The 24,466-nt window shown below is 72.5% G+C and carries 21 protein-coding genes; 6 read left to right on the plus strand and 15 right to left on the minus strand.

What is annotated here, in order from left to right; genetic code table 11:
* Window positions 1–691 precede the first annotated feature (691 nt).
* Together serS and AB0D08_RS14300 are read left to right on the plus strand one after the other, a co-directional pair.
* Entirely contained in the window at window positions 692–1,966 is a 1,275-nt protein-coding gene (gene serS, locus AB0D08_RS14295) for a serine--tRNA ligase (RefSeq protein ID WP_082526962.1), read from the plus strand.
* Window positions 1,967–2,039: 73 nt separating this feature from the next.
* Window positions 2,040–2,933, plus strand: coding sequence for an HAD family hydrolase (locus tag AB0D08_RS14300; protein WP_082526963.1), 894 nt, complete (start codon window positions 2,040–2,042; stop codon window positions 2,931–2,933).
* A gap of 110 nt (window positions 2,934–3,043) precedes the next feature.
* Here AB0D08_RS14300 and AB0D08_RS14305 read toward each other — a convergent pair whose 3' ends face one another.
* The gene (locus AB0D08_RS14305; RefSeq protein ID WP_149038476.1) at window positions 3,044–4,870 is read right to left on the minus strand and encodes an LCP family protein; all 1,827 of its coding nucleotides are present in this window, start codon (window positions 4,868–4,870) and stop codon (window positions 3,044–3,046) included.
* 164 nt (window positions 4,871–5,034) lie between these two features.
* Complete coding sequence (locus tag AB0D08_RS14310) at window positions 5,035–5,967, minus strand: sporulation protein (protein WP_359888675.1); 933 nt, start codon at window positions 5,965–5,967, stop codon at window positions 5,035–5,037.
* Between the two features lie 331 nt (window positions 5,968–6,298).
* Between AB0D08_RS14310 and AB0D08_RS14315 the strand changes: the two genes are divergently transcribed.
* Together AB0D08_RS14315 and AB0D08_RS14320 are read left to right on the plus strand one after the other, a co-directional pair.
* Window positions 6,299–7,030 (plus strand): FadR/GntR family transcriptional regulator, encoded by a 732-nt coding sequence (locus AB0D08_RS14315; RefSeq protein ID WP_233289269.1) that lies wholly within the window; start codon window positions 6,299–6,301, stop codon window positions 7,028–7,030.
* A 166-nt stretch (window positions 7,031–7,196) separates the two neighbouring features.
* Complete coding sequence (locus AB0D08_RS14320) at window positions 7,197–8,510, plus strand: MFS transporter (RefSeq protein WP_033823625.1); 1,314 nt, start codon at window positions 7,197–7,199, stop codon at window positions 8,508–8,510.
* A 67-nt stretch (window positions 8,511–8,577) separates the two neighbouring features.
* Here the strand turns inward: AB0D08_RS14320 and AB0D08_RS14325 are convergent, their stop codons facing one another.
* From AB0D08_RS14325 to AB0D08_RS14365, 9 genes are all read right to left on the minus strand, one after another.
* Window positions 8,578–9,297: an ABC transporter permease subunit gene (locus AB0D08_RS14325; protein ID WP_033823658.1), complete on the minus strand. Its 720-nt coding sequence runs from the start codon at window positions 9,295–9,297 to the stop codon at window positions 8,578–8,580.
* Window positions 9,298–9,412: 115 nt separating this feature from the next.
* Complete coding sequence (locus tag AB0D08_RS14330) at window positions 9,413–10,330, minus strand: ABC transporter ATP-binding protein (RefSeq protein WP_033823626.1); 918 nt, start codon at window positions 10,328–10,330, stop codon at window positions 9,413–9,415.
* A gap of 9 nt (window positions 10,331–10,339) precedes the next feature.
* Window positions 10,340–11,239: an ABC transporter permease subunit gene (locus AB0D08_RS14335; protein WP_033823627.1), complete on the minus strand. Its 900-nt coding sequence runs from the start codon at window positions 11,237–11,239 to the stop codon at window positions 10,340–10,342.
* The gene (locus AB0D08_RS14340) at window positions 11,223–12,266 is read right to left on the minus strand and encodes an ATP-binding cassette domain-containing protein (RefSeq protein WP_359888679.1); all 1,044 of its coding nucleotides are present in this window, start codon (window positions 12,264–12,266) and stop codon (window positions 11,223–11,225) included. The genes AB0D08_RS14335 and AB0D08_RS14340 overlap by 17 nt, the downstream gene beginning before the upstream one ends.
* A 225-nt stretch (window positions 12,267–12,491) precedes the next feature.
* Entirely contained in the window at window positions 12,492–13,649 is a 1,158-nt protein-coding gene (locus tag AB0D08_RS14345; protein WP_035981439.1) for a hypothetical protein, read from the minus strand.
* Complete coding sequence (locus tag AB0D08_RS14350) at window positions 13,646–14,629, minus strand: hypothetical protein (protein WP_149038477.1); 984 nt, start codon at window positions 14,627–14,629, stop codon at window positions 13,646–13,648. The genes AB0D08_RS14345 and AB0D08_RS14350 overlap by 4 nt, the downstream gene beginning before the upstream one ends.
* The gene (locus AB0D08_RS14355; protein WP_359888683.1) at window positions 14,626–15,549 is read right to left on the minus strand and encodes a hypothetical protein; all 924 of its coding nucleotides are present in this window, start codon (window positions 15,547–15,549) and stop codon (window positions 14,626–14,628) included. Before AB0D08_RS14355 ends, AB0D08_RS14350 begins: the two co-directional genes overlap by 4 nt.
* Before the next feature lie 64 nt (window positions 15,550–15,613).
* Entirely contained in the window at window positions 15,614–16,519 is a 906-nt protein-coding gene (locus tag AB0D08_RS14360; RefSeq protein WP_359888686.1) for a hypothetical protein, read from the minus strand.
* A 318-nt stretch (window positions 16,520–16,837) separates the two neighbouring features.
* A complete protein-coding gene (locus tag AB0D08_RS14365) occupies window positions 16,838–17,725 on the minus strand; it encodes an LLM class flavin-dependent oxidoreductase (protein WP_033823631.1) in 888 nt (295 codons plus the stop codon).
* Between the two features lie 95 nt (window positions 17,726–17,820).
* On the opposite strand from AB0D08_RS14365, the gene AB0D08_RS14370 reads away from it, so the two are divergent.
* Both AB0D08_RS14370 and AB0D08_RS14375 read left to right on the plus strand, forming a co-directional pair.
* Window positions 17,821–18,102 (plus strand): hypothetical protein, encoded by a 282-nt coding sequence (locus AB0D08_RS14370; protein WP_359888689.1) that lies wholly within the window; start codon window positions 17,821–17,823, stop codon window positions 18,100–18,102.
* The gene (locus AB0D08_RS14375; RefSeq protein ID WP_359888692.1) at window positions 18,099–18,491 is read left to right on the plus strand and encodes a DNA-binding protein; all 393 of its coding nucleotides are present in this window, start codon (window positions 18,099–18,101) and stop codon (window positions 18,489–18,491) included. The genes AB0D08_RS14370 and AB0D08_RS14375 overlap by 4 nt, the downstream gene beginning before the upstream one ends.
* A 269-nt stretch (window positions 18,492–18,760) precedes the next feature.
* Here AB0D08_RS14375 and AB0D08_RS14380 read toward each other — a convergent pair whose 3' ends face one another.
* The 4 genes from AB0D08_RS14380 to AB0D08_RS14395 are packed head-to-tail and all read right to left on the minus strand — an operon-like array spanning window position 18,761 to window position 24,381.
* On the minus strand, window positions 18,761–19,207 hold the full coding sequence (locus AB0D08_RS14380; RefSeq protein ID WP_051813826.1) for a hypothetical protein: 447 nt from the start codon (window positions 19,205–19,207) through the stop codon (window positions 18,761–18,763).
* 52 nt (window positions 19,208–19,259) lie between these two features.
* Window positions 19,260–19,889, minus strand: coding sequence for a hypothetical protein (locus AB0D08_RS14385; protein ID WP_033823633.1), 630 nt, complete (start codon window positions 19,887–19,889; stop codon window positions 19,260–19,262).
* Entirely contained in the window at window positions 19,889–23,662 is a 3,774-nt protein-coding gene (locus tag AB0D08_RS14390; protein WP_359888695.1) for an RHS repeat-associated core domain-containing protein, read from the minus strand. Before AB0D08_RS14390 ends, AB0D08_RS14385 begins: the two co-directional genes overlap by 1 nt.
* On the minus strand, window positions 23,659–24,381 hold the full coding sequence (locus AB0D08_RS14395) for a WXG100 family type VII secretion target (protein ID WP_359888697.1): 723 nt from the start codon (window positions 24,379–24,381) through the stop codon (window positions 23,659–23,661). The genes AB0D08_RS14390 and AB0D08_RS14395 overlap by 4 nt, the downstream gene beginning before the upstream one ends.
* Window positions 24,382–24,466: the final 85 nt, after the last annotated feature.

A 24,466-nucleotide genomic window follows, 5' to 3' on the forward strand; every position in this document is an offset into this window, starting at 1 on the left:
ACGGTCGGGCTCCGTCATCCACAGGCACCGAGTTCCATCCACAGGAGGTGTGGACGGAAAGTTATCCACAGCCCTGGGGATGAGTCGACAAAACGGCATAGCCACAGTCACACCCGTTCAGATCATCAGCTAGCGACACAGGGGTGACTAATCGGACCAGAGTCACCCTTCGGCCGATATGTCACCCGTCCGAGCGAGCGAATTACCTCGGTCCAGAAGGCTCATCGAGGTTTAGAACCTCAATTCCCTGGTTCGACGCCTCCCGCGCTGGATCTTCTTCACAATCCACAGGCGGCGCGGCCGGCCTGTGGAAAACAGCCCGCCAGCCGGTTCCCCACAGCAGTTATCCACAGGTTCGAGCGAGTTATCCCCAGGGCTGGAGCTCACCGTGGCCCCACGGCCGGGCCGGGCCGGCGATCGGCTCGGCGCAGGATGACACACGCCGCGCCCCGGGGCGACGCGTACCCGGCGGCCCGCCGCCCGCCGCCGACCGCCACTGCCCCGCCGCCCGCTGTCACCAGCCGGGCCCCGGCCGGCCCCGACCGCGTCCGGCCCCGACCGCGTCCGGGTGGGACGGCGAGGACGGGGCCCACGGGCGGGAGCCAGAGAGCGGGGGCAGCCGCCGCGGCGCCGGCCGGCGGAGCCGAAACCATTTACTTCTCGGGAGCCTCTCACCGGTAGGCTGACTCCCGTGATTGACCTTCGCCTGCTCCGTGAGGACCCTGACCGAGTGCGCGCCTCGCAGCGCGCCCGTGGCGAGGACGTCGAGCTCGTCGACGCCCTCCTCTCCGCCGATGAACGGCGTCGGTCCTCGGGCAGTCGCTTCGACGAGCTGCGCAACGAGCAGAAGACGCTGGGCAAGCAGGTCCCCAAGGCCCAGGGCGACGAGAAGACCGCCCTGCTCCAGCGGACCAAGGCGCTGGCGGAGGAGGTCAAGGCCGCCGACGCCGAGCAGGCCGCGGCGAAGGAGGAGGCCGAGCGCCTGCTCCGCTCGCTCGCCAACCTGATCGACCCGGCTGCGCCGGTGGGTGGCGAGGAGGACTTCGTCACCCTGGAGGAGATCGGTACCCCGCGCGACTTCGCGGCCGAGGGCTTCGAGCCCAAGGACCACGTCGAGCTGGGCCAGATCCTGGGCGCGATCGACACCGAGCGCGGCGCCAAGGTCGCCGGTGCCCGTTCCTACTACCTGACCGGTGTCGGCGCGCTGCTGGAGCTCGCCCTGGTCAACATGGCGATGGCGCAGGCCGACGCCGCGGGCTTCACCCCGATGATCACCCCGGCGCTGGTCCGCCCGGCGGCCATGGACGGTACCGGCTTCCTCGGCCAGGCCGCGGAGAACGTGTACCACCTCGCCGAGGACGACCGGTACCTGGTCGGCACCAGCGAGGTCCCGCTGGCGGCGTACCACATGGACGAGATCCTGGACGCGGAGAAGCTGCCGCTGCGCTACGCGGGCTTCTCCTCCTGCTTCCGCCGCGAGGCCGGGACGTACGGCAAGGACACCCGCGGCATCATCCGGGTGCACCAGTTCGAGAAGGTGGAGATGTTCGTCTTCACCACGCCCGAGGACGCCGAGGCGGAGCACCGCCGGCTGCTCCAGTGGGAGAAGGACTTCCTCAACGCGCTGGAGCTGCCCTACCGGGTGATCGACGTCGCCTCCGGCGACCTCGGGGCCTCGGCCGCGCGGAAGTTCGACATCGAGGCGTGGATCCCCACCCAGGGCAAGTACCGCGAGGTCACCTCGACCTCCAACACCACCGAGTACCAGGCCCGGCGCCTGTCGATCCGGATGCGCGAGGAGGGCAAGGTCCGCCCGCTGGCCACCCTGAACGGCACCCTCGTCGCCGTGCCGCGGGTGATCGTGGCGCTGCTGGAGAACCACCAGCAGGCGGACGGTTCGGTGGTCCTCCCCGAGGCGCTGCGGCCGTTCCTCGGCGGGCGCACCGTGATCGAGCCCGTCAAGTAGCAGTACCCCGCCGCCGCACCGCCGCTGCGGCTAGGCAACTCCTGCACGGCAACTCCATGGAGACGTACGGAAGATGAGCACGACCGGCCACCGCCCCGACTCCTCTTCCGGACGCTCCGCGGCGAAGGCCCCGGCGGCGCCCTCGTCCGACGGTCCCGGTGGCGACCTGCCGTACCGGCTGGTCGCCACCGACCTGGACGGCACCCTGCTGAACAGTGCCGAGTCGGTCTCCGCGCGCAACCTCGCGGCGCTGGCGGCCGTCACGGCCGCCGGCGCCCGGCACATCATCGTCACCGGCCGGTCGGCGGGGTGGGCGAGGCCGGTCTTCGACGAGATCGGCTACACGGGTCTGGCGGTCTGCGGCCAGGGCGCGCAGGTGTACGACGCGGGGGCGCACAAGCTGCTGACCTCGCTCACCCTGGACCGGCAGCTGGCCGCCCTGGCGCTGGCGAAGATCGAGGCCGAGACCGGTCCGCTCGCGGTGGCCGCCAACCAGGACGGGCTGGACGGCGAGGTGCTGGCCGGTCCGGGCTTCCAGTTGAAGATCGGTTCGGACCTGCCGGTCGCCCGGGTGGCGGCCGACCGGCTGTTCACCGCTCCGATCAGCAAGCTGTACATCCAGCACCCGGAACTCGGTGACGACGCCCTCGCGGAGGCGGCCCACCGGGTGGCCGGTGCGCTGGTCGGGGTGACCATGGCGGGACCCGGGATCGTCGAGGTCCTGCCGCTCGGCCTGACCAAGGCCACCGGGCTGGCGCTCGCCGCCCATCGGCTGGGCGCGAAGGCCGCGCAGACCATCGCGTTCGGTGACATGCCCAACGACATCCCGATGCTGAACTGGGCGGGGTACGGCGTGGCCATGGCCGGCGCGCACGAGCAACTGCGCGCGGTCGCCGACGAGGTGACGGTGGGCAACGACGAGGACGGCGTGGCCGTCGTCCTGGAGCGGGTGTTCGGGCTCGGCTGAGCCGGGCCGGGGACGCGCGCGAACGGCGACGGGCCTCGCACTCCACCGGGTGCGGGGCCCGTCGCCGTTCGCGTCAGGGCCGGTGCCCGGCCGCCGGGGCCGGGCCGGGGTCAGCCGAACGAGACGTTGGAGCAGGGGTCGTCGTCCGCGGACCGTGCGTCCTGGGCGACCGAGCTGGGCAGCGGACCGGGGGCGGCGGGGGTCCCCGCGCCGGCGGCACCGCCGTTGGCCGAGGCGTAGTCCTTGCCGAGCACCAGGCTGATGCCGGACTTGCTGCTCGCCTCCAGGGTGGCGCCGGGGAAGAGGGAGGCGACCGTCTGGGCGCCGGCCTTCTCGCCGGGGCCGTACTGGACCACGGTGGTGTCGTGATTCTGCTGGGCCGCGTTGCCGGTGCCGGTGACGGTGAACTTGGAGGTCTTGAGCGTGGCCGACGCCTTGGTGGTGAGGCCCGGGGTGGTGGTGCCGTTGTACACGGCGACCTTGATGCCGGCGCCCTTGACGGTGGCGGGTGCGGCCGTGCCCGGGTCGGCGGCGGGAGTGGGGGCCGCCGGGGAGCTGTCCGCCGGGGCCGCGGTGCCGCCGCTGGCGTCCTGGCCGTCCAGGGTCCGGTCGGCCTTCAGCGCGGCCCAGAGCTGGTTGACGTCCGGGTAGACGAGGGCCACCCGTTCCTTGTCGAACTTCCAGGGCGTCGTCAGGAACTTGATGTTGTGGAGGTCGATGTCCTTCATCGTCAGCGCGAAGCTCATCAGCTTGGCCGCGCTGTTGAGTCCCTCGTCCACCAGCAGCGACTTGGTGGCCGCGTCGGCGAGCGGCAGCAGGGTCGTCGGGTCCATGCCGGCGCCCTTGACCTGCTTGATCAGCGAGGACATGAAGGCCTGCTGACGCTTCATCCGGCCGATGTCGGAGCCGTCGCCGATGCCGTGGCGCAGCCGGACGTAGTCGAGGGCGGCCTGGCCTTCGACCTTCTGCTCGCCCTTGGGGTAGAGCTGCTTGCCCTTGTGGCCGAGGTTGGGGTTGAGGTCGCCTTCGTAGATCGCGTTCGGCAGGCAGACGTTGACGCCGCCGACTGCGCTGGTCATCGCGGCGAACCCGGAGAAGTTGATCACGATGGTGTGGTCGACCCGGATGCCGGTGAGCTTCTCGACGGTGTTCTGGGTGCAGGCGGGGTTTCCCTGGTCGGTGTTGCCGACCGAGAAGGCGCTGTTGAACATGACGCCGCTCTGCTGCTTGGTCCACTTGCCGTTGGGCAGCTTGCAGGGCGGGATGTCGACCAGTGCGTCGCGGGGGAAGGAGACGCCGACGGCGTGCTTGTGGTCGGCGTAGACGTGCAGCAGCATCGTGGTGTCCGACCGGGCACCGCCGTCCTCTCCGCCGCCGAGGTCGCGGTTGGCGCCGTCCCGGGAGTCGGAGCCGATCAGCAGGACGTTGATCGGGGTCCGGCCCTGGGCGTCGGGGGCGGCGGCCGCCGGGCGGTCGGAGCTGAGGGCGTCGTTGCTGAAGAACTGGATGTTGCCGTTGAGCTTGAGGTAGACGGCTCCACCGGCGGCGGCGACCAGGCTGATGGCGCCGACCGCCGTCCAGATGATGATCTTCTTCTTGTTGCGGGGCTTCTTGCGGGCGCGGGCTGCCGCGCGGCCACCGCCGGCCTGGCCGGCGGGCCCGCCGGACCCGCCCGGTCCGCCGTGGCCGGAACCGCCGTTGCCGCCCCGGCCCTGCTGGGCACGGCGGGCCTCGGCGCGGCCGCCCGTCCGGGCGGCTTCGGCCGGGGCCTGATCCGGTCTGCGCCGTCGCTGGCCGACCACCGACGCGCCGCCCGCGGGCGGGGCGTCGTCACGGTGCGGGGCATCGTGACGGTAGTCGCCGCCACCGTGGTCCGGGGCATCGTCGCGCCACCAGTCGGCGTCCTGGCCGGACGCCCCCGCCCTCTGGCCTGCCATACGTACACCCTTCACCGACGGCAGCAACACGGAGCCTCAGCAACGCACCGAGTGCAGTACCGACGCGTAGAACTTCTGCGGAGCATATAAAGGCATCATTGCGGAGTCACGAGCCGGGCCCGGGCTGACCGTTTCGGCCGGAGTCCCGGGCCCCTCCCGGGCGGTCAGCCCTCGAAGAAGTCCTCGAAGACTTCTTCCATCGCCTCACCGAGGACGAAGCCGCCGACCAGCCCGGCCGCGGCGCCCACCGCCGCCGCACCCGCTCCGCTGTGGCCGCTGTGGCCGCTGTGGCCGCTGTGGCCGCTGTGACCATGATCACCGTGGCTGCCGTGTCCGCCGTGGCCGTAGCCCTTGGCCACCTGCTGGAGCCAGCCGTCGACGACAGGGGTGAGGTCCTGGTCGGCCGCGGAGTGCTCGAGGCGGTGCTGGTGGATCACGTCGCCGCCGCGCTTGTCGAACTCCAGCACCACCTCGGTGCCGGACTCGTCGGTGACGAAGGTCAGCTCCACCGCGTGGCACAGGTGCGCGTACTGCGGGGCCGCCGCGAACTCGATCTCCTGGTAGAACGGCAGCCGCTGGGCGGTGCCGCGGATGTGCCCGGCCTCCAGGTCGGCGCTGCGCAGCCGGAACCCGAGCCCGGTGAAGGCGTCCAGGACGCGCTGCTGCAGCGGCAGCGGAGCGACGCCAAGCGGGTCCGCGTCACCCTTGTCGCGCGCGCCGCTGATCTCGACCTCGGTCCGTACGCCGACCGCCATCCCGGGCAGCTGCCAGCCGGCGAAGCTGGTCAGCGGGGTCTCGTGGGGCACCGGGACACTGAACGGGATCGACCGCTGCTCGCCCGGGGCCAGCCGGAACGGTGCGCTGACGCCGTACCGGGCGAACGGGGACAGGCCCGTGCTCTCACCCTCGTCGTGCTCGATCTCGACCCGGGCGACCAGGGTCAGGGTGATCCCGGTGATCTCGGCGTCCTGCGTCCCGCCGACCAGGTTGACCTGCCCCTGGATCAGGCCGCCGGGCTGGACGACCGGCGTGGACAGGACGGTGTCGACGGTGGGGCCGCCGACGCCGAGCGCACCCAGCAGCTTCTTGAACACCATGAGGCCTGACTCCAGTGAGGGGCGGAAAATCGGTACACGGGTGATCGGAGAAACGCAGCCCGCGCCGGGGCGGTTCCCGTGGCCCGCCTCACTCCGTTCAACGTGCCGGGGAGGACTCCATGTTCGGTACCGGGGTCCGGTGCCCCCGGCACCGGGTCCCATCTGGTCGGCGCGAGCGACAACGGCGACACGCCCAGCCAGTTGTAGGATGACCGGGCAAGCACTTGTAGGATGACCTCCGGAAGCCCCCGCCGAGCCCCCGGCCCCGGTCCGCACGCCCGTGGCCCGGCCCGGCCCGTTCGGCCCGACCCGACCAGGAAGGACGTGTCCCGTGACCGGTACCCAGGACGGCCTGCAGGCCGCCGGACGCCGTTCCCTGGTGGACGCGGCGATCGAGCAGCTGCGGGAGCAGCTGAGCGCGGGAACCTGGCCGGTCGGGACGAAGATCCCCAGCGAGCACGAGTTGGCCGAGCGTCTGCAGGTCGGCCGCAACACCGTGCGGGAGGCGATCCGGGTACTGGTCCACGCCGGGATGCTGGTCTCCCGGCAGGGTGAGGGCACGTTCGTGCGCAGCACCAGCGACCCGGCGGCCGTCCTGCGGGGCGTGCAGCGGTCGGGTGTGCGGGACGTGCTGGAGGTCCGGGCCGCGCTCGAGGCCGAGGCGGCCAGGCTGGCCGCCGTCCGCCACACCCCCGAGGACATCGCCCGGATGCGGGCCGCGCTGGCTCGCGAGGCCGAGGTGCTCGCGGCGCATCCCGAGCGGACCGGCCGCGAGGCGACCGTCGAGCACGACCTGGAGTTCCACACCGCCGTGGTCGACGCCGCGCACAACCCTGCGCTGGGTGAGGTCTACCGGTACTTCGGTGCGTCGGTGCGGGAGTCGATGCGGGCGGCGTTCGGGGACCACGAGATGCCCGAGGTGGTGATCGCGACGCATGCGGCGCTGGTCGACGCCATCGAGAGCGGCGATCCCGACCGCGCCGAGACGGCCTGTCGCGAGCTGCTCGCGGAGCCGACGGCCGCCGTGGAGCAGCTGCTCGCCGCCATCGCCGCCCGGAAGTAGGGGCGCGGCGCCGCCCGGCCCGCCGGAGCGCGACCGTACGGACGAAGACCGTAACGGCCCCCGGACTCCTGTCGCCGCGCTGCCCGCCACCGCGCCCGGTGCCATCACCGCCGTCGGCGCACTCCGCCCGCCACTGACTCGCCCGTTCCAGAGAGAGCACCACCTGATGTCGGTCACCCGCACCCAGCAGCCGGTTGCCACCACTTCCCTCCGTACTCGCACGAAGCTCGCGCACCCCGCGCTGTTCCTGACCGGCATCGTGCTGGTCGCGTTGAACATGCGGGCCTGTCTGGCGGCGGTCGCGCCGGTGCTCGCGGAGATCCAGCAGACCTTCCACCTGTCGGCGACCGCGAGCGGTCTGATCACGACGGTGCCGGCGCTGTTCCAGGGAGTCGGCGCGCCGCTGACTCCCCGGCTGACCCGGCGGTTCGGTACCGAGCGGGTGGTGCTGGGGGCGGTGCTCACGCTGGGCGCGGGGGTGCTGGTGCGGGTCCTGCCGTCGGCGGTCGCGCTGTACCTCGGGTGCGTGGTGATCGGGGTGGCCATCGCGGTGCTGAACGTCTCGATGCCGGGCCTGGTGAAGCGGGAGTTCCCCGACCGGGCGGCGGCGGCGACCGGCCTGTACTCGACGGCGACGCTGGTGGGCGCCACGCTGGCGGCTGCCTCGTCGGTGCCGCTGGAGAAGGCGCTGGGCGGCGGGTGGCAGGCCTCGCTCGGCGCGTGGTCGCTGCTGGCGGTGGTGGCGGCGCTGGCCTGGCTGCCGCAGTTGCTGCGGTCCCGCCAGGCTGCTGGCGCCGTGCGGCCCGCGGGCACGGTACGGCCTGCGGATGCGGCCGGTGGGGTGCCGGTCGCGGGTCCGGTCGCCGGTCCGGCGGCGGCTTCGGGGGCGGGGCAGCCCGCCGCCGGGACCGGGAGTGTCTGGCGGTCCGGGCTGGCCTGGCAGATCAGCGCCTTCATGGGTATCTCGTCGCTGCTGGTCTACGTCCTGGTGGCGTGGCTGCCGACGATCCTGGCCGACCACGGGATGGACCGCGGCGAGGCGGGTCTGGTCTTCGCGTTCAGCAACCTGCTGCAGGTGGCGGGGGCGTTCCTGGTGCCGCTGCTGGCGGGCCGGATGACCCGTCAGCGTGGGCTGGCGGTGGCGATGGCCGGGTTGAACGCGGCCGGTATCGCGTTGCTGCTGCTGACCCCGGTGTCCGGGGCGTGGGCCGCGGCGGCGGTGCTGGGTGTGGCGCAGGGCGGTTCGTTCGGCCTGGCGCTGGCGTTCATCGTGCTGCGGACCGGTACCCCGGCGGGTGCCGCCCGGCTGGGCGGGATGAGCCAGGCGGTCGGGTACCTGGTGGCGGCGTCCGGCCCGGTCGGTGCGGGTGCGCTGCACCAGGTGACGGGGGGCTGGACGGTACCGCTGGTCCTGATGCTGGTCCTGGCCGGGGCCGCGGCCGTGGCGGGCTGGGGCGCGGGCCGCAACCGTACGGTCTGACGGGCCCGCCCGGGACCGGCCGCCGCGCCCGGCCGCCGCGCGCGGGTGCGCGGCGGCCGGGCGGGTGTCACTCCTCCGAGACGAGGGTGAGGCCGGCGAGTTTGACCGAGGCGGCCACGGTGGCGGCCACGGCCACGCCGATGAGCAGGGGCACGGCGGTGCCGAGCGCCACGTCCGAGTTGATCATGCCGTCCGAGGCGACCGACCGGGCGACCGACAGGCCCCACTGCTGGACGCTCAGCGTGCGGGCTCCGTCGACGTAGTTGCCGACCAGGCTCTCCCAGACCAGTGCGTAGGCCAGTCCGGCCACCACGGCGTGCCGGGTGGCCACGCCGAGCAGCAGGAAGAGCGCGCTGTAGACGGCTCCGGAGACGAGTGCGCCGACGGCGTAGCCGACCGCGAGTCCGTCGCCGGGCCCGTAGACGATCAGGCCGGCCAGCAGGGTCGGGAGGGCGGCGAAGGCCCAGGTGGTCGCGATGGCGACGGCCAGCTTGGTGGTGATGATCTGCCAGCGGGGCAGCGGCTTGGAGAGCAGGTAGACGATCGAGCCGTCGTCGATCTCGGTCGCGATCACACCCGTGCCGACCACCAGGCCGAGGATCGGCACCAGGGTGCCGAGCGAGAGCTGGCCGAGGATGCTGGCGGCCAGGTCGTGCTTGTCCTGGCCGGAGCCGCGGGCGAGCAGGGAGATCACCAGCAGCACGGCGGGGACCACCAGCAGCAGGATGCCGCGGCGGCGGCCGAGCAGGCCGCGCACGGTCAGCCTGGCGACGGTCGGGTTCACGATGGGTTCCAGCCCTTCTGGCGGCGTTCTGGCGGTCTCACGAGCGGGAGGCCGCCGGGGGTGGGCCCGCCGCGGGCCGGGGGTCACTAGGAGCCCGCGGTCCGCGACCGGCCGGGGGTCACGTGGAGACGAGGTAGGAGAAGACGCTCTCCAGCGACTCGTCCGCCGGGGAGACGGTGTACAGCCGGATGCCGGCCTGCTGGGCGACCTTGGGCAGAAGAGTGGTGAAGCCCTGGAAGTTGACCGCCTGGATGCGCAGCGCCTTCTCCTGGCCGTCGAGTTCGATGCCGGCGGTGGAGCCGTCGGCGATCAGGGCGGCGGCCAGCTTGCGGTCGTCGCTGGAGCGGACCAGGTAGCGGTGCGGGCGGTCGGTCATCAGGCGGCGGATCTTGCGGAAGTCGCCGGAGGCCGCGTGCCGGCCGGCCACCACGACCTCGATGTGGCGGGCGAGCTGTTCGACCTCCTCCAGGATGTGCGAGGAGAAGAGCACGGTGCGGCCGTCGGCGCCGAAGCGGCGCAGGAGTTCCATCAGCTGGAGCCGCTGGCGCGGGTCCATGCCGTTGAACGGCTCGTCGAGCAGCAGCACGTCCGGGTCGTGGACCAGGGCGGAAGCCATCTTGACGCGCTGCTTCATGCCCTTGGAGTAGGTACCGGCCTTGCGGTCCTGGGCGTACTCCATCTCGACCAGGGCGAGGGCCCGGCGGGCGGCCGCGCCCGGGTCGGTGAGGCCGTGCAGTTCGGCGTTGGCGAGGACGAACTCCCAGCCGGTCAGGTAGTCGTACATCGACTCGCGCTCGGGGACCAGCCCGATCTGCCGGTAGACCTGCTGGTTGCGCCAGATCGGTGCGCCGTCCAGGGTCACCTCACCGGCGGAGGGGCCGAGGAAGCCGCTCATCATGTGGATGAGGGTCGACTTCCCGGCGCCGTTCGGGCCGAGCAGTCCGGTGACACCCGGGCCGATCCGCATGCTGATGTCGTTGACGGCGACCACGTTGCCGAACCAGCGGGAGACCTTGTCGATCGTGATGACAGCCATGACGTCCCCTCAGATCTTCCGGTAGCGGCGGAGCAGGGACACGTAGCACAGCACCGCGATGGTGACGATCTCGACCCCGAAGACCACGGCCGCGAAGGTGCTCGGGGCGTGGATGACCGCGCCGTCGCCGCCGAGGCCGAAGGTCCGGTTGACGACGCTCTCGACCAGCATCTGCGGGGACAGCAGGGCGACCCAGTTGGCGGAGTCCCGGCCCTCGAAGCCGCCGTTGATGCCGAACGCGATGGTGGCCAGGATGTTGCTGACCACCAGCACGCCCATGATGGCCGCGACGCCGAAGCCGCGACGCGGGGTGGCGGCCGCGATCAGCAGGGCGATGGCGGCGAACAGCACCGCGTAGAGCACCGCCGCGACGAGGGCGTAGAGGAAGTGCTCGGTGTTGGTGCCGAAGGGGAGCTTGCCGAGGACGGCCCCGATGTAGAGCACCAGCAGCGGCGTCACCATCAGGATCAGCATCGCGGCGGTCATCGCGGCGAACTTGGCGCGGACGTAGTCGCCCCGGGTGATCGGCCGGGAGAAGTACAGCGGCACGGTGTTGTGGCGCAGGTCCCGGGACATCAGGACGGGCGCCTGGGCGGCCAGGAAGATGGTGATCAGCAGGCCGAAGGTGGAGAGGAAGGCGGTGTAGTCCATCAGCAGCTTCTGCTGCTTCGCGATCAGCGTGGCGGTGACGATCATGAGCGCGATGGCGCCCAGCCCGCCGAGGATCAGCATCGGCAGCACCTTGGACTTGCCGGAGCGGCCGAGCCCGTACGCGCCGCGCAGACTCTGCACGAACAGCGAGCGGGTGGCGTACGAGCGGCCCAGCCGCGGGCCCTGGTAGCCGCGGTAGCCGATGTTGTGGATGACGCCGCTGTCGGGCGCGGTCCTGGGCTCAGGAGGCAACGACATCGGGAGCACCTCCTGCCTGCGGGTCTGCGGTCTGCGGGTCGGCCCCGGGGGCCGGGTCGGCCGGGTCGGCCGGGGTGGCCGGGTTGGCTTGGGCCCCGGGTGCGGCGGCGGTGAAGATCTCGGCGACCCGGTGGCGGCGCTGCTCCAGGCGGATCAGCCCGAGTCCCAGACCGGCCACGGTGTCGCGGATGGTGTCGTACGTGTCCTCGCCGGCCATCTCGACCAGCAGGATCCGGGAGCCGTCCGGCCGGACGGTGAGCCCGGCGGCCGCGAGGCGCTCGCGGACCGCGCGGTCCGCGTCCAGGGACTGGTCGTCGGGGTGGTCGGTGACCTCGACCGCGAGCAGCTGGGTCGCCTCGGTGAAGGAAGCGGTGGAGGAGGAACGCAGCAGTCGGCCGCCGTCGATCACCACCAGGTGGTCGCAGGTGCGTTCGAGTTCGCCGAGGAGGTGGGTGGTGACCAGGACCGAGATGCCGAAGTCGGAGTGGACCCGGCGGATCAGGGCCAGCATGTCGTCGCGGCCGACCGGGTCGAGGCCGTTGGTCGGCTCGTCGAGCAGCACCAACTGCGGGTCGTGGACGAGCGCCTGGGCCAGCTTCACCCGCTGCTTCATGCCGGTCGAGTAGCCGCCCATCGGGCGGTACCGCTCCTCGTAGAGGCCGACGTGACGCAGGGTGTCGGCGGTCCGTTCGCGGGCGGCGGCGGCCGGCAGGCCGGCCATCCGGGCCATGTGGACCACGAACTCCGTCGCCGACACGTCGGGCGGCAGGCAGTCGTGCTCGGGCATGTAGCCGACCCGTTCGCGGATCGCCGGGCCCTCGGTGGCGATGTCCAGGCCGAGGACCTGGCCGGTGCCGGAGGTGGCCGGGGAGAGCCCGAGCAGGATCTTGATGAGTGTGGACTTGCCCGCGCCGTTCGAACCGACCAGACCGACCACTCCGGGCTGCACCTCCACGGTGAGCTGATCGAGAGCGGTGACCCGGGGGAACCTCTTGGTGAGGCCGTCCGTCTTGATGACAGTGGACACATCGACCAACGTAGTGGCCGGCCGGTGCGCCGGGCATGAGCTGGGATGCTGAGCGCTCGGTCGTCCTGCGGTATGACACGGCCGGGCCTGCCCCTAAGGGGCGGAGGCCCGGCCGTCTGCGTGCCGGCTACCGTGCCTGCGACCGCGTCGGGTCACCTGCGGGCAGCGCCGTCCGCGCACGGTCGTCGGCGTGGCTGCGGCCGCGCGCCGGCCGGGGCCGGCAGGTCAGGCCAGCAGGTCGGCCTGGAGGACGGTCACCTGCCGGAACGCCTGTTCCTGGACGCCCTTGGGGTTGGTCATGACGATCCGGGCGACCACGTCGCCGGCCGCGATGTCGGCCGCCTCGGCGACCGGCCGGCCGTCCGCCTTCTCATCGGCCGCGCGGGCCTGCGAGGCGACCGTCGGCATCGACTGGAAGACCAGGCCGGAACGCTTGAGCGGAGCGGCGTCCTTGGGCTCCGACTTGGTCCCGGCGCGCTCGTAGAAGCGGTTGGCCTCGGTGTTGGAACCGAAGCGCAGCAGCCAGATCTCGGTACGGGTGCCGTCGGGTCCGGTCCACACCCGCTTGGTGGCGGCCAGGCAGGCGCTCTCCAGGAGGGACGCGGTGATCTTCGGGGCGTTCTTGTCGGTGGCCGCGAAGTCGTTGCAGTCGGACCAGGCCGCGGCCGGTACGGCTGCGGCGGTGGTCGGGCTCGCGGTGGCGGACGGGCCGTCACCAGGGGTGCCCGGCGCGCCCGGGGAGGCCGGAGCCGCCGAGGCCGCCGGGCTCGGGGCGGCGGCGGTCGGGCTGCCGCTCGCCGCGGCGCCGGCCGAGGCCGTGGCGGGCTGTTCGAGGGTGGCGCCGGCCGGGGCGGGCAGCAGCAGCTGCCGCAGGTCCGCGTAGTGCCGGTGCAGGCCCGCCTTGGCGGGCTCGGCCTTGCCGGAGGGCAGCGGCGGCAGGGTGAGCTGCGGGAATGCGTACCGGCCGTCGTTGGGCGTGCGCAGGCCCGGCAGGCTGGTCCGGTCGGGGGTGGTGACCGCGACGGCCGCGGCGGTGGCGGTGAGCACCGCGATCACGGCCGCGCCGCCCCAGCGCAGCATGGCCGTGCGGCGCGGCCGGCGGGCCTGTTCGGCCTGGAGGGCCTCCGCCGACAGCGACCAGGCGTCCAGGGTCGGCTCACCGATCGGCGGCGGCCCCCACGGCTGCTCGGGGGCCGGGGTGTGCGGGGGAACCGCGTCCGCGTCCGCGGCCGGTTCGGCCGGTTCGGCCGGTGCGTGGGCGTCCTGGGGAGTCTGGGCCCCGGCGGTGGCGGGCTGCTGCTCGGCCTTGCGGAACTGCTCGGGCAGCGGGGTGGCCTCGGTGCTCTGCGGCTGCCCGGGCTCGGGTGCGGTGGTGTCGGTCATACGGACGCTCCTGGGCGGGCCAGCCGGTCGAGCTGCTGGGTGAAGATGGTGACGACCTTGTCCTTGGGCAGCGGGGCGACGCCCTCGACCCGCACCACCACGCGGAGGTCGCCCTCGGCCGCGGAGCAGGACAGGGAGTCCACCAGGGAGCCCGGCGGCAGGTGCGGGAGGTAGCAGTGCGCCTCGGCGTGGCCCGGGATGTCCGGACCGATCCGGAACAGGCCCGAGTCCGAACCCAGCGCCTGCTCCCAGGCGTTGTCCGCCTGGACGGCCTCCTGGTGGTACTGCAGCAGCCAGACCGTGATCACCGTGCCGGAGTCGCCGGACACCAGGGTGCGGACGCCGGCGCCCTTGAGCGGGGTGTCCTGCCAGACCTTGCGGACCAGGTCCTGGAGCTTGGGCGGCAGTGCGCGGACGTCGTCCTCGACCCACGCCTTGCGCTGGTCCTCGGTCAGTTCGGTGTCGTTGCCGTAGGCGCCGGAGTCGGGTCCGAGCCGGTAGCCGGCGGGCACCGGCAGCAGCAGGTCGCGCATCGAACCGAAGTGGCTGCCGTTGGACTTGGCGCCGAAGGAGGGGCTCGGTGCGGCGGACGGGCTCGCGGTAGCGGCGGCCGCCACCGGGGTGGTGTCGCTCTCGCCGTACCCGGCCTTGAGGATGCCGAGGCCGAGGCCGACACCGACGAGCGCGGCAGCCACCACGGCGGCACCGGCGCGGACGGCGAAGGGGGCGCGCGGTGCGGTCCGGGGCGCGGACGGCCAGGCGGGCGCGGGGGCATCCGCCTGAGCGCCGGTCAGGGCGTCGGCCGAGGCACCGGCCGGGACGTCGTCGGCCGGGACGCCGGCCGAAGCAGCGGCCGGGCTCTCGGTCGGGCTCTCGGTCGGACCGGGTGCCGGGAGCGCGGGGGCGGCCTCGACGACGGTGGGCTCGACGGCGGTGGGCGACGGCTCGGCCGTACCCGGGTTCACTGCGGACTCACTCATACCAGCCGCTCCCACTGCAGCTTGGCGAGGGCCTTGAGCTCATCGCCGTTGACCTGGGTCGGGGAGTAGACGGTGATCACCATCGCGACGGTGCCGCGCCGGGCGACCGCCTCCCCGTAGTAGTACTTCTCGGTGCTCTCGGCGTACGTGAGCTGCTTGTCGGACGCGCTGTAGTACCCGTTGATGGTGCCGCCGTCCAGGGGCTGCCCGTCCGCCGCCTCGTTGATGTCGGCGACCGCCGACTGGCTGGAGTCGTCGTCGTACTGGATGAGTTCGACCAGGTACTTGGTCTCGCCCTTCCGCCAGGCCAGGAAGGCGTCCCGGCGGAAGCCCGCCTGGAGCATCGAGCGGAAGCGGCGGTCGGCGCCGCCGTAGGAGAGCGCCTTCTCGCCGATCGACATCCAGCCGGAGTCGTCGCCGTAGCCGAAGTCGTCCCACTGCTCGGCGCCGTCCGGCTTGCTGATCAGCAGCTTGCGCAGGTCGCCGTCGACCACCAGCGGCTTGGGCCGGGCCGCCGCTGCGGCCTGCTCGTCCAGCGTGGTGGCGGGGTAGTGCGGGGCGCCGACCTGCAGCGGCGGCAGGGGCGTCGGGGCGCGGCCGGCCTGGATGGCGTAGCCGCCGACGGCGCCGAGCAGCGGGCCGATCAGCAGGGCGGCCACCATCAGGCGCGCGGTGCTGATCCGGCGCGCGGGCGCGGCGGACCCGGTCTCGGCACCGGTCCCGGCATCGGCATCGGCATCGGCATCGGCATCGGCCTCGGTCCCGGCCTGGGTTCCCGGCTCGGTTCCGGCCTCGACGACGTCGGTGACGGTGATGGTGGCCCCGGCGGGGGCGGGCTGCGCGTCGGCGGGCGCCGGCGGGCCGGGCGGCGCCGCCGGTGCCTCGGGAGCCGGTGCCGGCTCCGGGGTTTCGGTGGTCACTAGGTGCTCCTGGGCAGATGAGGTCGCGTCAGGTACGGGGTCCGGCTGCTCGGCCGGTCGCGGCTCAGCCACCGGAGCCCAGCCGTTCGCGCTGACGCTTCATCGCGTCCGCCAGCAGGGCCTTGTCCGGGGTGCCCTTCACGTAGACGGAGACCTGGTACTCGATGTCGCCGATGGAGGAGACGCCGACCAGCTTTCCGGTCCAGGCCTCCTGCTCGGGCTTCATCAGCACACCCTTGGCGTTGCTGTCGCCGTCGACGTCGAAGGAGTCGCCGGAGTCGAAGGTCATGCCCTTCGCGAACTCCCTGGCCATGCTGCTGTTCTTGAAGCGCAGCATCCGGACCAGCACCTCCTGCTTGCCGTCTGCGGTGCGGTAACGCCGTTCGGCCGCGTCGTCCTGGTAGCCGTAGGACTTGAGGATCTCCGGCATCTCGTCGGCGTTGCCGAACTCCTCGCACAGTTCCTTGGTGCTCAGCTGGATGCCGTCCGCCGAGCCGTACGACTCGGCGCCGTCGGGCATCGGGACCAGGAAGAACCGCAGGTCGCCGCCGTGGCGGTCGCCGTTGACGGTGCCGTGCAGGGTGCTGCTGGGCTTCGGCGGGGGCGGCGGGGTGCTCGCCGACGGGGTGGGGGACGGGGTCGGGCTCGGCGACGGGGTCGCGGAGGCGGACGCAGCGGGCGCGGCGGCGGGGGCGGCCGCGGCGGCGCGGGGCTTGCCGTCCGGCTTGCCGACGGCGACCGTCACCACGGTGCTGGCGGCGGTGACGGCCAGCAGGCCGACCACCGCGAGGGTCACGCGGGCGGCCCGGCCCGGGGCACGGCGGGGTTCCTGCTCCGGCGTCAGCACCAGGCCGGGCGCTGGGACGGGCACGGGGGCCGGGTACGGGACCTCGGGGGCGGGCTGCGACGTCGGCGCGGCCTCGGGCGCCGGCGCGGCCTCGGGCTCGGGCGCGGGCTCGAGCGCCGTCACCGGGCTCTCGCTGGCAGCCGATTCGGCCTCAGGGCTGTCTTCGGGCACGGTCAAGGGACTCCCCCCAGGCAGAACGGTCTGTTCCGCGTTCGGACCGCGGCCCCTCGGGGCCTCCCCCGGTGCTCCCGTGCAGCCGACCGACACGCGTGTCAGCTGGAATTATGAGAGTCCGCTGACCGGTGCAACAACCGCATTCCCAGCGAAAGTCGGCCCAATGGGCCATCAATCGGACACGTCGTGATCGAACCGCAATCGGGTGGCCACGTGGTGGCCACCCGACTGCGCCGGGGCGCCGCCCCTGAGGGGTTCAGGCGCAGGTCAACCCAGCTGGGCCAGGCCCTCGGTGGCGATCCGTTCGAAGACCGCGAGGTCGTTGGCGAAGATCGAGTCGGGTACCGGCCAGTGGACCACCAGCTCGGTGATGCCCATCTCCTGGTAGGTGCCGGCCCAGTCGACGAAGGCGTCCAGCGAGGCCAGCGGCCGCTCCGCGGTCGACCCCTGGAGCAGGACCTTCTCGAGCTCCGCGACGTCCCGGCCGCGCTCCTCGCAGGCGGCGGCGAGCTTGGCCAGCTGTCCGGCGATCACGGCGGGTGCCTGGTCCACCGGGACGTCCGCCGGGCCGCGCGGGTCACCGTAGGTCACCCAGCCCTGGCCGTACTGGGCGGCGAGCTTGAGCCCGCGCGGGCCGGTGGCGGCGACGTAGAACGGCACCCGCGGCCGCTGCACGCAGCCGGGGATGTTCCGGGCCTCGACGGCCGAGTAGTAGCGGCCCTCGGAGGTGGTCGAGTCCTCGGTCAGCAGCTGGTCCAGCAGCGGCAGGAACTCCCCGAACCGGTCCGCCCGCTCCTTCGGCGACCAGGCCTCCTGGCCCATCGCGGTCGCGTCGAAGCCGACGCCGCCGACGCCGATGCCGACCGTCAGCCGGCCGTCCGAGATGTCGTCGACGGTCAGCAGTTCCTTGGCCAGGGTGACCGGGTGGCGGAAGTTCGGCGAGGTCACCAGGGTGCCGAGGCGGATCCGCTCGGTGGCGGTCGCGGCAGCGGTCAGGGTGGGCACCGCCCCGAACCACGGCTCTTCCCGGAACGACCGCCACGAGAGGTGGTCGTAGGTGTACGCGGCGTGGAAGCCGAGGTCCTCGGCCCGCCGCCAGATCTTCTGTCCCTCGCCCCACCGGTGGATGGGGAGGATCACGGTGCTCAGTCGCATGCTGCCGACCCTACGTGCATCGAGATCAGGGGTGTGGTCGATGACTCCGGAGCCGACCACCGACAGCCTCACACATCATGTACTACATTTTCGGTATGAGTACACCTCGACCTGGCAAGACTCGAGTCACCAGCGTCTCCCTGCGAGCCGAGACCCTGGAGGCGATTCGCGCGCGGGCCGGCAAGCAGGGCATCTCCTCGTACATCGAGGAGGCTGTGCAGCGACAGCTCCAGCGCGAAGCCATCGACGAGTACATCAAGGAGGCCGAAGCCGAGCACGGGCCGGTGGATCCGGCCGACGCGGCGGCCAAGGCCGAACGCATCCGCTCACACCATGCTGCTCACCGCGGAGACTCCGCTCCGGCGGACGCCGCGTGAGCGGCACCCTCGTTCTCGACAGCAAGGCCCTGTCGAAGCTCTCCCGGCGGCATCGTGACATGACGGTGTGGCTCGACGTCACCCGCACGCTGGATCTTCTGGTGGTGACGAGTGCGGCCACACTGGTGGAGGCGCGTGACCCCAAGGTGCCGCAGGCGGCATTCGACCACGCCGTCTCCCTCACCAAGGTGCGCCCCATCACGGAGGACATCGCGCGAGCGGCAGGCAAGCTACTGGCAGCCGAGGGGCTTCACGGCCATAAGTACGCCACCGACGCCATACTCGCAGCCACCGCGCACGCGGAGCACGGCGACGTGACTGTTGTGACCAGCGATGTCGATGGTCTGCGCCGCCTGTGCCACGGCCGCATCGCCGTCGAGCCGATCTGACCCGCGACGGAGCGTCCTCGCAGGTCGGACCGCGATGGGCGAACGAGGCTCCACCGAGTGGAGCCGGTCACCGATTGGGCCGCCAGGCCTCGGCCGAGCAGTTGAAACGGGCGGGCCTGCACGACCGGAAGCATGTGACCGTGACCGAGATGGCACCGCGGCAGGCAGGGCCGGTGGCCGTACTCACCTCGGATGTCGACGACTTGGCCAGGCTCTGCGGACCTCGCGTACGGCTCATCGCGATCTGAGTCCGAGCAGGATCGCGGCTCTCAGCCGTCCGGCTCCGAGTCGGTGCGGACGAGCCAGATGCTGTCCTCCTCGGTCGTGACGCCACAGGCCGTGCGACCGTCGCAGGACATCGTCACGAATTCCGGCTGCCCGGGCCCGTCGGTCAGTGTCGCCGCGAGGCGGGCGTCGTCCTGCCGGCGGACCCGGGCCCAGCCGAGGCCCCCGAGGCCGCGGGCGCCGACATGGATGAGGAAGGTGCCGTCCGGGCCGATCAGGCCGTGCCGGCGGGCGAGTTCGCGCCAACGCGTGTCGACCTGCTCGGCCCAGTCCGGCCGCGCGGTCGGAACGCTGACGTCGGGCTCGACCAGGAACCCCGCGACGCCTTGCCACACCTTCTGCGGACTCGGCCGGATCTCCTGGTCGGTGTCGGGCAGGACGGTGAGACCACTGCTCTCCAGCAGGAGCCTGCGTCGCTCGAGGAGGTTCACCAGTCTCTCCGGCACTTGTGCGGGTGCCTCGATGACGAGGGTGGGCCGGTCGTCACACCTGGTCGAGGGAGGAGCGGAGTTCGGCGTCGGTGATGGTCCCGGTGAGCCAGGACCAGAGGACCCTCGCGGCCCGCCGGTCGAGGCCGAGGCCTTGCTTGGCCGCGCGCAGGAACAGGCCGTCCGCGGTGGTGGCGTAGCGCCCCGAGGCCCGTAGGCGCAGGCAGGCGTCGGCCGGCCCGAGGCCGGTGGACACCAGCCGGGAGAGTTCGGCCACGTCGTCGTCGAAGCGCGACTGCCGGCGGATGCGGACGCCGTACGCGGCCTCGAACTCCTCGCAGAAGCTCCGGGCCGCGTACGACGGGCTGTTGCGCAGCCACCACTGGTCGATCGGGTAGGACGGGAACGAGTCGTCGGTCAGCACCTGCCGGACCGCCGGGTCGATCCGGCCGATCGCGTCCCGCAGGCCGCCCGCCTCCGGGCCGGCCAGCCGGGGGAGGACGTCGGAGAGGACCGTTCGCAGGGACAGGTCGTTGAGGTAGTCGTCGAGGTCCCAGGGGAACCCGGCCTCGCAGTCGGTGGCGAACCGCTGCCACCGGTCCAGTGCCTCCCGAGGGGTGATCCCGGTGCGCCACCCCTTGGCGGTGAACGCCTGCGAGAACTCCCGTTCGAAGTCGGCTCCCACTAGCGCTTGCTCTCCTTGTCCATGTACTCGATCGGGTCGTCCGGCCGGAAGAAGTTCGTGATCTTGCCATTCTGCCCGAACACCAGCCGGCCCGTGGGCGTGTGCAGTCGCAGGACCGCGCCGTCGCTCGCGCGGTCCACCTCCCGGATGTCGGGGGCCAGGGGGCGGTTCATCAGGTGCTCCGCGTCCTGCTCGTACCGGCCGAAGCCGTCGTCGTCCTTGTCCCGGTCCTGGTACTCGGGCATGTCGGCCTTCTCGCCGGGACGCTTCCCCTGCCCCAGGACGTGCTTGTCGTACTTGGCGTCGATGTTGTTGTGGTCCCACCGCATCGGCGGCCGCGGCGGGTGCGGGGAGAGGCCGAGCGGATCGGACCAGGTGTGCGGGTTGTGGACGTAGGTGTCCGGGTTGGGCGCGGGGGTGAGCCCGAGCGGGTCCGGCGAGGTGTAGCGGGCGGTCTCCGGGTCGTAGTACCTGTGCAGGTTGTAGTGGAGCCGCGTCTCGGGGTCGAAGTACTGGCCGGGGAAGCGCAGGGGCGTGTACGCGGCGCTGTCGCTCGGCCAGGTGGTGCTCCCCCACAGGGTCGTGGTGGTGCGCCAGGCGAGGGTCTCGGTGGCCGGGTCGACGAGTTCGGTGGGGGTCCCGACGAGGTCGGTGACGATGGCGAAGAACCGGCGGTCGATCCGGTCCTGCGCGGATCCGGCGGACTCGTGGGTGGTGATGGTCTCGGTCTGGGCCAGCGGACGCCGGCCCTGGTGGTCCCAGCTGAGCGTGTAGGGACCCGGCAGGTACGGGGCGTGCGTGGTCTGCTCGGCGAGGTGCGAGCCGTCCCAGGTGAACTCGACGCGTTCCTCGACCGCCGAGCCGTCAGGTGCGAGCCGTTCCTTCGAGGTGCGGCGCCCGAGCGGGTCGTAGCGGTAGCGCCAGGAGGTGCCGTCCGGGGTGACGACGCCGGTCAGCCGGTCCTCGGCGTCCCAGGTGTAGCGCCAGGTGTCGGGCTTCCTGGACAGCCGGGTCCGCTGCCGCAGGACCGTGCGACCGCGGTCGTCGTACTCGTACCGGATCCGGCCGGCGGACACGAGCTGGGTGCCCTGGTAGGTGCGGGCGCCGAGTGCGGCGCTCGCCGGCTCGGCGGCGGGCCACTGGGCGTCGACGAGGTTGCCGGTCGGGTCGTAGGCGTAGCTCTCCGTCCAGTTCTCGGCCCGGACGGCGGTGACCCGGCCGATCGCGTCCAGCTCGAAGCTCCGCCCGCCGCCGACCTGGGCGGTGACGCCGATGAGGTGGCCGTCGGCGCGGTAGCGGTAGTCGCGCTGTTGCAGGGTGGCGGAGCGGCTGCGGAGGGTCTGGCCGGTGAGCCGGTGCCGGCCGTCCCAGGCGCTGCTGAGGGTGAGCGTGCCGTCGACGGTCCGTTCGCACTCGCGTCCGGCCGCGTCGTAGGAGAAGTCGAACGTGCCGCCGGACGTGGTGAGTTCGGTCGGCCGGCCGTCGGGGTCGTAGGTCCAGTCGCTGGTGTGCCCGGCGGGTGTGATGCGGCGGGTCCGGCGGCCGAGGACGTCGCGGTGGTGGACGAGGGTGCGTCCGTTGACGGTCTCGGTCAGCAGATTGCCGAGTGCGTCGACGGTCCGGGTGATCCGGGTGTCCGGATCCGCGGCGCCGGTCAGGCAGCCGGCGGCGTCGTACCGGTACGTGGTGACACGGCCGTCGGCCTCCTTGGCCACGACCCGGCCGAGCCGGTCGTAGCGGTAGCGGGTCTGCCGGCCGTGGGCGTCGGACACCTCCGTCAGGCTCCCGGCCGCGTCGTAGCCGTAGCCGACCGTGCGGCCGTGGAAGTCACTCTCCCCGATGAGCCGTCCCGCCGCGTCGTACGCGTAGGTCCACTGCTTGCCGAGGGGGTCGGTGACGGAGACGAGCTGCATGTTCTCGTCGTAGCCGAAGGTGTAGCGGGCGTCGTCGGGGGTGGTGCGGGCGGCGAGGGCCTCGAAGTGGGTGAATTCGAAGGTGGTGGTCCGGCCGAGCGGGTCGGTGCGGGCGGTCCGGTTGCCCTCGCCGTCGTAGGTCCAGGTCTCGGTGGCGCCGTCGGGCGTGGTCCGGCTCGCCGGGCGGCCCTCGACGGTCCAGGTCATCCGGGTGACACCGCCGAGCGGATCGGTGATGGCCACGGTGCGGCCGTAGGCGTCCCGCTGGTAGCGGGCGGTGGCCCCGGTCGGGCCGGTCACCTCGACCGGGAGCCCGGCCGGGTCGCACCGCAGGCGGGTGACTGCGCCGAGCGCGTCCGTGACCGAGACCGGGTGGCCGAGGTCGTCGTACTCGTAGCGGGTGACGGCGCCGAGCGGGTCGGTGAGCGTGACCCGGCGGCCGCGGCCGTCGTAGGTCTGCCGCCAGGTCACGTCGCCCGGTGCGGTGATGACGGTGGGCAGAGCGAGGCCGTCGGCGTACTCGGCGGTGCTCTGCAGGCCGTCGGGCCGGGTGATGGTGACCAGGTCGCCGGCGCCGTCGTAGGCGTAGCGGGTGGTGTGGCCGAGCGGGTCGGTCTCCGCCAGCAGGCGGTCGAACTCGTCGCGTTCGGTGAGCGTGGTGTGGCCGAGCGGGTCCGTCCGCGAGGTGATCTGGGCGTGCTCGTTGACCAGGTAGGTGGTGGTGTGGCCGAGCGCGTCGGTCTCGGTGTGGGTCCTGAGGCCGGTCGTGGGATCGGGGTCGCCGTAGCCGAAGCGGAAGCGGAGGAAGCCGTCGGTGCCGCCCTCGTCGACCACCCGGTCGAGGTGGTCGTAGGTGTAGCGGTACCGGGAGTCGTTGCGGTCGGTCCAGGAGAGGATGCGGCCGGTGGCGTCGTTGGCGAAGCGCATGGGCTTGCCGGAGGAGTTGTAGACGGCGCTGAGGTGGCCGTCGGTGTAGCTGTACCGCATGAGGAGCGCGTCGCCGCCGTTGTCGCCGGCCCCGGCGAGGCGCAGGGCGGTGATGCGGTCGGCGTCGACGGTGACCAGCAGCCGGTAGCCGCCGGAGTGGGTGATGGACTGCGGGACGCCGTCGGCGTCGTAGACGAGGGTGTAGTGGCGGCCGTGCCGGTCGCGGACCCGGGTGAGCAGGGCCTCGTCGCCCTCGGGGGTGGGGGTGAACTCCTTGACCAAGCCGGCCGCGGGGTCGGTGACGGTGAAGACGCCTTCGTGCAGGTCGAGTTCGTGCCGGGAGCCGGCCGACGCGAAGACGGGCAGGCCGGGTTCGGGATGCGGGTAGGCCTGGGTGATCCGGTCGGCGCGAAGGTGGACGACGCCCTGTTCGTCGATCTCCAGACGCTCGTCGAAGGTGCAGAGCCACCTGGGGCCCATCCAGCGGCCCGCGAGGTAGCCGGACTCGAAGTTCCTGGTGAACTGCAGCGGCAGCGACCCGGGCAGGTCCGCGTCGACCTGGTCGATGAACATCCGGCCGGTCGCCATGTCGACCGGCTCGCCGCCCGGGCAGCGCGAGTCGTGCCGTCGGCCCTCGGTGCGCGGGCTCCGTACCTGGTCGCGGCCGCGGCCGCGCGGGTGCGAGCCGCCGCCCCGCCCTGCGCCGCCGCCCGAGCGGGGGTGCGGCAGCCCTTTGCCGTCCTCACCCTTGAGGATCCGCTCCAGGTCGCGGGCGTGCTTGGCGTCGGTCTCGCGGTGGTTGTGGGCGACCTTCTTCAGGTTGTCGCCGGCCTTGCGGTAGAAGCCCTTCAGCGCCTTGCCGGCGTCCTCGGCCAGTGTCCTGCCGAGCTTCTGCGCGCCGTGCTCCAGCGCTCTGACGATCTGGTTGCTCATTCGAAGCTCACCCCGGCGACCTTGGCCTGGAACGCCTGCGCGTGGCCGGCCACCGTCTCGGCGTGGTCGTGCATCAGCCGGGCGTGCTCGTCCAGCGCGTCCGGGTCGATCCGGAAGCCCGTGCCCCCGCCGCCGCCGGACACCCCGAGTGCGGACTCCGCCGCCTCGAAGACCAGCCCGCTCACCGCGCCCGCGACCACCTCGACCAGCGGGTCGATCGCGGCCTCGATCACCTGCCCGATGACGTACTGCTCCAGCTGCTGTTCCAGGTAGTTGACCAGCCGCTTGCTCGCCTCCTCGATGGCGATCACCGCGGCCTCCGCCGCCCCGAGGGTCGCCACCGCCGCCGCCTGGTCCGCCACCAGCGCCGCCGCCAGCACCACCAGCTCGGCGATGGTCTCCAGCTTCATCGCCACGATCACGTCCGCGGCCACGTCCAGCGCCGTCGCGACCGCGTGGCAGGCCTGCACCAGCTCGTTGAAGTGACTGTCCGACAGCTGCGACCACTTGGCCAGCAGTGCCTCGTACGACGCGCCCTCGTAGGCGGCGCCCAGCGCGTGCACGGTCGCCGTCGACTCGCGGTGGGCGGACTCCACGTTCCCGGCGAACTCCCTGACGTGCGAGGCGAACTCCCGCACGCTGTCCTCGTTCACCGTCGGCCAGTTGATCCCGATGAACGACAGCAGTGACACGACTTCACCGGGCAGCTCGATCGCCATGCGGTTACCTCCCCCGTAGCGGCATGCGGGTCGACCGTAGTGCAGGACCCGGAGCCTCGGGAAGCCGGACGGTGCCCGGACGCCC

This window comes from Kitasatospora sp. NPDC048540 (genome assembly GCF_040651175.1).
GTDB lineage: Bacteria > Actinomycetota > Actinomycetes > Streptomycetales > Streptomycetaceae > Kitasatospora.

What these genes read in the sequence shown, in the direction of transcription:
- AB0D08_RS14300 (WP_082526963.1), top strand. Translation starts at nt 2,040, where the DNA reads ATGAGCACGACCGGCCACCGCCCCGACTCCTCTTCCGGACGCTCCGCG.
- AB0D08_RS14305 (WP_149038476.1), bottom strand. Translation starts at nt 4,870, where the DNA reads ATGGCAGGCCAGAGGGCGGGGGCGTCCGGCCAGGACGCCGACTGGTGG.
- AB0D08_RS14310 (WP_359888675.1), bottom strand. Translation starts at nt 5,967, where the DNA reads ATGGTGTTCAAGAAGCTGCTGGGTGCGCTCGGCGTCGGCGGCCCCACC.
- AB0D08_RS14320 (WP_033823625.1), top strand. Translation starts at nt 7,197, where the DNA reads ATGTCGGTCACCCGCACCCAGCAGCCGGTTGCCACCACTTCCCTCCGT.
- AB0D08_RS14330 (WP_033823626.1), bottom strand. Translation starts at nt 10,330, where the DNA reads ATGGCTGTCATCACGATCGACAAGGTCTCCCGCTGGTTCGGCAACGTG.
- AB0D08_RS14335 (WP_033823627.1), bottom strand. Translation starts at nt 11,239, where the DNA reads ATGTCGTTGCCTCCTGAGCCCAGGACCGCGCCCGACAGCGGCGTCATC.
- AB0D08_RS14345 (WP_035981439.1), bottom strand. Translation starts at nt 13,649, where the DNA reads ATGACCGACACCACCGCACCCGAGCCCGGGCAGCCGCAGAGCACCGAG.
- AB0D08_RS14350 (WP_149038477.1), bottom strand. Translation starts at nt 14,629, where the DNA reads ATGAGTGAGTCCGCAGTGAACCCGGGTACGGCCGAGCCGTCGCCCACC.
- AB0D08_RS14365 (WP_033823631.1), bottom strand. Translation starts at nt 17,725, where the DNA reads ATGCGACTGAGCACCGTGATCCTCCCCATCCACCGGTGGGGCGAGGGA.
- AB0D08_RS14370 (WP_359888689.1), top strand. Translation starts at nt 17,821, where the DNA reads ATGAGTACACCTCGACCTGGCAAGACTCGAGTCACCAGCGTCTCCCTG.
- AB0D08_RS14390 (WP_359888695.1), bottom strand. Translation starts at nt 23,662, where the DNA reads ATGAGCAACCAGATCGTCAGAGCGCTGGAGCACGGCGCGCAGAAGCTC.
- AB0D08_RS14395 (WP_359888697.1), bottom strand. Translation starts at nt 24,381, where the DNA reads ATGGCGATCGAGCTGCCCGGTGAAGTCGTGTCACTGCTGTCGTTCATC.